Annotated in this window: 7 protein-coding genes; 2 read left to right on the top strand and 5 right to left on the bottom strand. The window is 60.7% G+C overall.

From position 1 onward, the window contains the following. The 4 genes from B5F84_RS09280 to B5F84_RS09615 form a co-directional block, all read right to left on the bottom strand. Positions 1-2,584, bottom strand: a 2,584-nt coding sequence (locus tag B5F84_RS09280) for an SIR2 family protein (RefSeq protein ID WP_087323273.1), incomplete at its 3' end; no start/stop codon positions are given. A gap of 121 nt (positions 2,585-2,705) precedes the next feature. Further along, a complete protein-coding gene (locus B5F84_RS09275) occupies positions 2,706-3,719 on the bottom strand; it encodes an alpha/beta fold hydrolase (protein WP_087323270.1) in 1,014 nt (337 codons plus the stop codon). 165 nt (positions 3,720-3,884) lie between these two features. Then, positions 3,885-4,331, bottom strand: a complete 447-nt coding sequence (locus B5F84_RS09270) for a low molecular weight protein-tyrosine-phosphatase (protein ID WP_087323267.1) — start codon at positions 4,329-4,331, stop codon at positions 3,885-3,887. A gap of 157 nt (positions 4,332-4,488) precedes the next feature. Next, the gene (locus B5F84_RS09615; protein ID WP_158094528.1) at positions 4,489-4,635 is read right to left on the bottom strand and encodes a hypothetical protein; all 147 of its coding nucleotides are present in this window, start codon (positions 4,633-4,635) and stop codon (positions 4,489-4,491) included. Between the two features lie 94 nt (positions 4,636-4,729). On the opposite strand from B5F84_RS09615, the gene B5F84_RS09265 reads away from it, so the two are divergent. Then, the gene (locus B5F84_RS09265; protein WP_087323265.1) at positions 4,730-5,890 is read left to right on the top strand and encodes an IS256 family transposase; all 1,161 of its coding nucleotides are present in this window, start codon (positions 4,730-4,732) and stop codon (positions 5,888-5,890) included. Positions 5,891-6,144: 254 nt separating this feature from the next. Here B5F84_RS09265 and B5F84_RS09260 read toward each other — a convergent pair whose 3' ends face one another. Further along, positions 6,145-8,157: an AAA family ATPase gene (locus B5F84_RS09260; RefSeq protein WP_143786089.1), complete on the bottom strand. Its 2,013-nt coding sequence runs from the start codon at positions 8,155-8,157 to the stop codon at positions 6,145-6,147. A 156-nt stretch (positions 8,158-8,313) separates the two neighbouring features. Between B5F84_RS09260 and B5F84_RS09610 the strand changes: the two genes are divergently transcribed. Continuing rightward, on the top strand, positions 8,314-8,454 hold the full coding sequence (locus tag B5F84_RS09610; RefSeq protein ID WP_158094527.1) for a hypothetical protein: 141 nt from the start codon (positions 8,314-8,316) through the stop codon (positions 8,452-8,454). Positions 8,455-8,553 lie beyond the last annotated feature (99 nt).

The following is an 8,553-nucleotide window of genomic DNA, read 5'->3' as shown; positions in this document are numbered from 1 at the left end:
GCATGGCGAGCTGGGCGCGGATCGAGAGGTCGTTCGCCGTCCCGAGGGTGCTCCCGGCCTCGCGGTGGAGGCGCTCGGCCTCCTCGAGCAGGGATTCTGCGTCGCCGAGGCTGCCCTGGCGCATGGCGAGCTGGGCGCGGATCGAGAGGTCGTTCGCCGTCCCGAGGGTGCTCCCGGCCTCGCGGTGGAGGCGCTCGGCCTCCTCGAGCAGGGATTCTGCGTCGCCGAGCCTGCCCTGGCGCATCGCGCACTCCGCTGACGCCCACGCGGCGAGGGCGTGGAGGTCGTCGTCCCCCGCATCCCGGGCAGCGCGGAGCAGCGCGTCGAGCACGGGCCGGGACGCCTCCCAGTCGAACTGGTAGTGGTTGATAAGAGCCTGGGCAAGCTCGGGCGCGCCCGCCCCCAGCCCGCGGAGGCCGAGCGAGCGGCCGAGAAGGAAGAGGGCACGGGGGAGGGAGGCGAGGGCGTGGGCGTGGGCGTCACCGGCGCCGGTACCGAGGACGCCGGAGCCGTTGTCGTCGGCCTCGAAGACCCCGACGAGTCTCTTCGTGAGCAGGCTGAGACAGCGGTCGACGATGTCGTCGCTCGCGAGACTGAAGAACGCCTCTCGCACGGGGCGCAGCATCGACGGGGAGCCGTCCCCCGAGGCTGTCATGAGGCTCGCGCCCCTCAGGCGGGCGTAGGCATCCAGCCAGTCATCGGAATCGGCCCCCGAGAGGTCAGCGAGCGCGTCGAGCTCCGCGCGCGGCAGGTCGCCGGGCGTGAGCGCCATGACGCCCCACAGCTCGTGGGCGAGCGGGGCATCGGCGACCGCCTCCCAGGACAGGTGGAGCGCTGTCTCGAGGCTGTCGTGCCGGGAATTCTTTGCGTTCTGGGAGGCCTTGGCCCAGTGACCTAGGGCGTCGCCACAGGAGGGGTAACGCGCCGCGAGCGTAGCAGCGAGCACGGTCGCAAGGGGATGGCCCTCGAGCTTGCCGATTAGCTCCTCGAACTCAGAACCTGAAGGGTCTGGTGAGCCCCCTTTCATGCGGAAGACCTTTCGGAAGAGGTCTACTGAAGGCTTCCTTTCGAGACCGAGAATCTCGATAGTCATAGCCCCCGTCTCGTAGTCCGCTGCAATCTCTCTACTCGAAACGAGGATGGATGAGCCCCCGCCGCAAAGGTTCTGAAGCAGGCCGACGAGCTCCCTCCGCCCCTCCTCATCGGAGGCGACCCAGGCGTCCTCCCAGTTGTCGAGGTAGACGACAGGACGCTCCAGATCAGCGAGCTTGTCCGTGAGATATCGGGCGTAGTCCGCAGTGCGGACGCCCTCGCGCTGCTCCATCTTCGGGACGGACAGCGCCTCCGCGACGGCGTCGCATTGGGCCCAAGCAGACTCCCTGTTCGCGGTCTCGGCGTAGACGACGTTGCGACCCTTGTCCCGGAGCCTCCTCAGTGCCTCGCGACAGACCTCGGTTTTGCCGATGCCGCCGGGGCCGGTGACCAGGGTGATCGAGGGCTCTCCGGAGAGGGACCTGACGACTTTGCTGATTTCCTTCTTACGACCTACGGGTTTTCCATAGGTTGAATCGGGAATCGAGACAGGACTTACTGATGTCGAGGCAGAGTCAGAATCGAGCTCCCCCTCGAGCCAACCCAGCAGCGCGTCGAGCGCCTCGTGCTGTCCGTGGGGGTACCAGATCGGGCGGATGCCGAGCGCGTCGAGCCTGAGGCGCGCCTCGCGGTACGCGGGGGCCTGCCTCCCGTCGGGGCCGACGAGCGCGGGGGCAAGCGGGTCGGCGGGGTTGTCGGTTTCTTTTGGCAGCTCCACGAGAGCGTAGTGCGTCGTCCCCTCGCAGCAGCCGTGGAGGACGTCGAGGGGGCGGTCCCCGACGAGCGAGCAGCCGAGGAAGAGGACCCGCCTCCCCGTGAAGGCGCGCCTCATGACCTCCACGAGCGGGGCGCCCTCGCCGCCCGTCCCGTACGCGCGGTCGTAGTCCTCCCGGGTGATGACGGCGTTGGCCGGGTCCCACGCATCCCCGTGGAGCTTGAGGAGGAGGGGTTTGTTGCCCTGCACCCCGCCGGCGGCCTGGGGGAGATGGTAGGCGGTGTGCGGGCAAACCGCCTCGAGTCGCACTCCCGCCGCCTCGTATGCCCTCTCTATGAGCCGGTCGTAGTTGGTCGTGAGCACGAACCCGCGGAACGCGGAGGGGATGCCCCGCCTCTCGGGAGTCAGCCTCTCGAACGCCCCGTCGAGGACGCCCTCCCCGAAGGTCCGCCCGAAGGCGTCGCGGAAGGCGTTCGCGCCCGTCTCGGACTCGACGAGGGAGGCGGCGCCCTCGAAGTCTCCCGCGTCGAGGCGACCCGTGACCTCGACCTCGACGGCGGGGCCGAGCTCCCTGGCCCAGCCGAGGAGCGCCCCGCGCCACAGCGGGATGGAGCCCGCCGAGAATCCGGCGCCGAGCAGCGGGACGACGGAGCCGCCCCTCACCCCGGCGAGCACCTCGTCCAGGTGCTTGGCGTTTCTGGCGTACATCCCCTTGACGACGGGATCGCCACCCGTGTACGTCTCTCCGCGCAGCTGCTCGATGGTCACGGAACCCATGTCTGCCCCCACTCACTCAACTAACTGAGTGCAGTATGAACCCCAACGGGAGCAAAACTGCCCAAATCCGAAGGCCATTCCGCGGAGCCCGCGCCCGACTCGGCTAGCGGAAACAGACCCCCTACACCCATCTCCCCAAAAAGCCAAGCACGCAGCCCCAGTAGCGCTCTGGGTCGGCAAAGACGGCGCAGCAGTGGCCGGCACCGGGGAAGACCTCCAGCTGGTGACCGCCGCCCGTCGCGGCGAGCTCGTGCGCCATGCTCACGGGCACTACGCAATCCGCCTCGCCGTGGACGAGCAGGACCGGCACATGCGTGCGGGCGAGTGCGTCCACCGGCCGTGCGAGCCTGATGTCGTAGCCGCCTCGCTCCCTCATGAGCCGACGCCGCGCCACGTCCAGAAACGGGTGCGCCAAGGCCGCAGGCGTCCCGAGCGAGCCCGTCTCCACGACGTTTTCCGCCGTGCGCCAGAAGTCCGCGTATCCCGAGTCCGCGACGCAGGCGCGGACCTGCGGCGGCAGGTCCTTCTCGCCACAGGCCATGAGACAGGACGCGGCTCCCATCGAGATGCCGGCGAGCGCGATGCACGTGCCCTCCCCCGCCCGGGAAACCACCCAGCGGCACCACGCCACGAGGTCGCGACGGTCGAGCCAGCCTGCGCCCACCCAGTCGCCCCCGCTCTCGCCGTGCGCGCGCAGGTCCACGAAGAGCAGGTTGAACCCCGCCACCGCATAGCGGCGCGCGTAGGTGAGGCCGGTCCGCCAGTTGTCGTGGTAGCCGTGGACAAAGACGAGCCAGCGCGGGGAGTCCGGGCAGCACGCGAGGACGTGCCCCGCGAGACGCACGCCGTCGTCCGAGGCAACCTCGACGCGCTCGAAGCCCTGCGGCTGGCCCTGCAGCCAGTGCCAGGTGCGATCCGCCTCCTCGGCGCGGTCCCACTCCAGGACCTCGCTCTCGTGGGCGCTCACGCCCGGGGACATCTCTCGCACACGGGCGTCGCCCCCGCCGCCCAGGTACGGGCCCAGCTCCTCGTGGCCCGCGTCGGGCTGCGGTCCCAGGACGACCGGAAGCAGCCTGGATACGAGCGCGGAGGCGGCGAGGCCGCGCACCACGGACAGACCCCGAAATCCCGCCATTGCGTCACCCCCTCGGCACGTTATGCGGTCGCCGCACAGCTCCTACAGACGACCGTACCCAACTCGTAGAGAACCAAGGTCGCACAACCCGACAAATTTGCGGAAAAACCGGCAAGATTGTCGGCCTATGCGGCATCGGACTTCTGACTCCAGCGGCTCTGCCCCCTACAGCGCCGCGAGCAGCGCCTCGCAGCCCTCCAGGACGTCTCGGTACGTGGCGTCAAAGTCGCCGGTGTACCAGGGATCGGCCACGTCGCCGGGGCGGGCGGTCCAGTCGAGCAGACGGCTCACCTTGCCCTCCGGGTCCCCGCCAAGGATACGGGCAAGGCCCCGTGCGTTCTCCGCGTCCATGTAGACGATGTGGTCCCAGTGCGCGTACTCGCCGCGGCGGACCTGCCGCGCGCGGTGGGCACCCACGGGCACGCCCGCGGCACGCAGCCGACGCACGGTCCCGGGGTGCGGAGGGTTCCCCAGCTCCTCGGTGCTCGTCGCGGCCGAGTCAATGCGAAACTCCCCCTCCCGTCCGGCGCGTCGGACGAGCTCTTCCATCACGAACTGAGCCATCGTCGAGCGACAGATGTTGCCGTGGCAGACGAACATGATTTTTATCATTCTATGAAACCTCTCATATATCAGGATATCCGCAGGTAAACAGCATATTGTTGATTCCTCGATTAAATACAGAGTATCAAATCAATTCATAAATGAGCGGGTTTTTCCGCCGTCAACGTCGTAAGAATCGTCGTAAACAGAGACGTTTTACGATTTCCTACGCCGCCCCGGATTCGTAACCGAGCATGTCCGCTTTCACGTCATCGAAACCGAGGTGGGTATACGTGTTGAACGTCACCTCTATGTCGGAATGGCCCATGATGTATTTCAGCTTCGCCGGGGTAACGTACAATTTCTTGCGCACTTTGACAGCAGCATAGCGTCCAGATAGACAGGAGGGCACGGCCCGCCCCGGTATGATTCGAGTTGCCTAGATTCGATCAGACTGGAGGAAGACCATGCCCGAGCCAATCATAGCATTCAACGAGGAGACCCTGAAGTCCGACCCTCGCGAGCTCGTCAGGAGAACCGTCGAGGACACCCTGAACGGCCTGCTCGAGGAGGAGGCCGGCGACCTCGTCGGCGCCGAGCGCCACGGGCGGACCGCCGAGCGCGAGGCCTACCACGCCGGCCACTACGAGCGGAGCCTGACCACGTCGTCCGGCGAGGTGACGATCCGCATGCCCAAGCTCAGGGGCATGAGGTTCACGACGGCCATCATCGAGCGCTACCGCTGCCGCGAGACCTCGGTCGAGGAGGCGATGATCGAGACGTGCCTCGCGGGCGTCTCGACGCGCAGGATCGAGGACGTCTCCGAGATCCTGTGGGGATCGTCCGTGTCGGCGTCAACCGTCTCCAAGCTGAACGAGAGGGCGTTCGCGTCCGTCGAGGAGTGGCGCAACCGCCCGCTCGACCGGGCGTACCCCTACGTCTTCGTCGACGGCATCTACCTCAAAAGGTCGTGGGGTGGCTCCTACGAGAGCGTGGCCGTGACGGTGGCCATAGGCGTCAACGACGACGGCTACCGCGAGGTCATCGGCGCGGCCGAGGAATTCACGGAGTCGACCGAGTGCTGGCGCGAGTTCCTCTCGTGGCTGAAGTCCCGAGGCCTGCGCGGCGTGAGGATGTTCACCGGCGACAAGGCGGCCGGCATGGTCGGCTCGATCGCCGAGGTGTTCCCGGGGGCCGCCTACCAGCGCTGCACGGTCCACTTCTACCGCAACGTGGTGGCCAGGGTCCCCAAGTCCAAGCGGCCGAAGGTCGCGGCCATGCTCAAGGCCGTCCACGCCATGGAGTCGCGCGAGGCGGCCGAGGCCAAGGCGCTCGAGGTCGCATCCGAGCTGGAGGCGTCAAAGCTCGGGGAGGCCGCCAAGGTCGTCCGCGAGGGGTACGCGGAGACCCTGACCTACACGCGCTTCCCGCGTGAGCACTGGCGGCGCATACGCACCAACAACGCCATAGAGCGCCTCAACCAGGAGATTCGCAGGCGCACCCGCGTGGTGGGCACCTTCCCCGACGGGAGGTCCGCCCTCATGCTCGTGACCGCCAGGCTCAAGTACGTCGCCGAGAGCGAGTGGGGCTCCCGCCGCTGCCTGGACGTGACGCTGCTGGACGAGTAGCCGCACCGGACGGCGGGCCTAGGGGCTGTCGGAAAGTGCGCAAGAATCTTGACGGTACCTAAATCCTTTGGATGGAGTTTATTATTGCGATTTGCGTCCAGTAATGAAAACTGACGGTTTGCTGCGCAGGCATATTCGAGAGCTTGATTGCCTCTTAATAACTGATATTTGGCATTTGATTGAATAGGCCCCGTACCCACACACAAAATGCGCCCCATTCGTGATTTTCTACGAATGGGGCGCATGCCGAAGCATTATGCCTGCGATTCATGAGTGAAATAATCGATTTCCGCAAGTAATCTTCTTGAGCAAGAATAGAACTTGTAGGGATTAAGACAATAAACAAGAGCGGCATTCATATGAACAAGATCGCTCATTTCTGCTTTTACTTCTTTATTCTCCTCTATTTCACGAAGTGCAGCAATGTTCTCAATCAGAAGAAATCCTTCACGATTATCTATATCTTGCTTCGTTACTTCATCTAGCGGCGAAAGAAGAACCCCTGTCCTTTCCTCAATGCTATCGCGAAGGTCTGCTTCGTTTTGACCGTATTGTGAAAGGGATGAAAGAACGAGTTGCTTGTACTGCTCAAAATCATCAGCTTTTGGAGCGTGAAGTATTGCAGACAGATAGCCATAAATATACTTGTCATCTTGTTTGTTGCGTGAGCATTCGTAAAACAAACGCAGATTGATGACTTGTTGGTAGTAAGACAAATCCGAGGTTCGCAACCGATTTAGAATGTGATTCGTCATAGTGTCGTAATCATCAACGGAAATTCTTTTGGTACTTGCGAAGCCATTTTCATTAACCAGATACAGGACTTCCCCCGTTCGCTTCAGCACATGTTCATCAAAAGAGGACAGGCTCCTGTTCAGCTCCTGCTGTCGTTTTGATTCTCTATAGTGAAATAGAGCATACTTGGCGAATACATGATCGTGCGATAAAAGAAGAACTGTATTCGTCCAGTCCTGATCAATGATGAGCTTATATATTTGCTCTCTTCTATATTCGTCGTAAGAAGATACTGGATCGTCAATGATGATTAGATCTTCCGTATTCATGGGTTGAAGCAGAAAGAAAATCAATGCGATAACATTACGCTCTCCATACGAGAGCTTCTTTCTAAAATCATGATCAGAAGACGAATCATTATGGACAAGAAGATAATTTGCTTCTTGCGACTCAACGCTCATATTTAGAATTTTGAAAGAATACGGAATATCGAATCGTCGTAAATAGTCGTTTATCTTTTTTTGATTAGTTTGAACTATCCGGCAAAACGCTCCTCGCATTTCACCAAAAGCCCTTTTCACGCGAGTTGATGAACCTTGTGCGGTTCTAATTGCGGCATCAAGTCCCTTGAATTGCTGATAGGCTTTGTTACTGGGATCAACCGAATCAAGGAGATTGGTATTCTCTCTTAGATCAAATGAGGTTGCATGCAGAAAAGCAAGCAATGCGTCAATCGCTTGACACTCTGCGTTGAGCGCAGCTACTTGCTTTGCAGCAGAGGCAAATTCCTCGCTGTCGTACAAGTCGCCAAAATCGACGCCCGCAGCGCGAAGGGACGATTCGATAGTTGGAATATAGTCAAATCCTTTAGTCTCTGTGGTGTCTGTAACTACGTCTAGATAATCAATTCTCTCTTGCGAAACTGTGTTAGATAGACAAAATGGACATGTTTTCTCATCGCGCCATTGGGAAAAGCTTACGCCGTCGATAAGCCAAGTCAGATATTTGCCGCCGGCATTTTGAATGAGTTCAATCCTTTGGGATGGAGAGTTCAGCAAGGCGCTTCTTGCGGATCCAATCATTGAGCGCTTTGTAAAATCGCCATCGTTCTTAAATGCCGTTTTCGTTGAGCTAAATAAGGTGTTGATCTTCGCTCTGCGTTCTACAAGAGCATCCTCGTAGCTTTTGATCTTTTTAACGCTATGCTCGAATTCGCTTTTCGCATTTTCATATTCATCGTCGTTAGCCATAACAATGGCATAAACTCCCGATGACAATTCGTCGGCATATAGTCTTCGTTCCGTATCAACATTAAATGTCTTAACGGACAAACGATCGGAAGATGTTGTCACTTTCATTGTACTTGGATCTGTACCAGCACGAGCATCATCCGAATCGAACTCTCCGTTAATTGCAACCGCGATAGACGATTTACCGGAGCCGGACGATCCCGTGAGAAGTGACACCTTTCCATCGGGTATCTCAAATGTCATCGACTTGATATTTCTTAAATTTGTAATATCAACTTTCACAAGTATCCGCCTCCCAGTTGGTAATTAGTCCACAGCGTGAAAATCTGTAACCCACTTCCTAGCTACTTGCCGAATGAATGGGAATATACGTATCGTTTTCCCATTGTAAGAGAGTCGCATCGAGGCTCAAGGGGATGCGGGCGAAAAGTTGGACCCATGGGGTCCGGAACGGAGGTCCGCATGTACTCGAGGGAGGACGTGGAGCTGGCGCTGCTCGCGCTCGGGGAGGGCATGAGCAGGAGGGAGGCGGCCGAGCTGGTCGGCTGCGGCGAGGACGCCGTGCGCGCCTGTGTTTAGTCAAGTCTCACTTGCGGAAAAGAGCGCGCCCTTCTTTCGGGTTTCAGCACGCAAGTTTTTCGGTTTCCGGCGCCGGCACGCCCCTAGCTTCCTGACTTG

It is taken from the genome of Olsenella sp. An290 (assembly GCF_002159535.1).
In the GTDB taxonomy this organism is placed as follows: domain Bacteria; phylum Actinomycetota; class Coriobacteriia; order Coriobacteriales; family Atopobiaceae; genus Thermophilibacter.
This window is presented reverse-complemented; position numbering and strand designations above follow the sequence as displayed.

What these genes read in the sequence shown, in the direction of transcription:
- B5F84_RS09275 (WP_087323270.1), bottom strand. Translation starts at nt 3,719, where the DNA reads ATGGCGGGATTTCGGGGTCTGTCCGTGGTGCGCGGCCTCGCCGCCTCC.
- B5F84_RS09270 (WP_087323267.1), bottom strand. Translation starts at nt 4,331, where the DNA reads ATGATAAAAATCATGTTCGTCTGCCACGGCAACATCTGTCGCTCGACG.
- B5F84_RS09265 (WP_087323265.1), top strand. Translation starts at nt 4,730, where the DNA reads ATGCCCGAGCCAATCATAGCATTCAACGAGGAGACCCTGAAGTCCGAC.
- B5F84_RS09610 (WP_158094527.1), top strand. Translation starts at nt 8,314, where the DNA reads ATGGGGTCCGGAACGGAGGTCCGCATGTACTCGAGGGAGGACGTGGAG.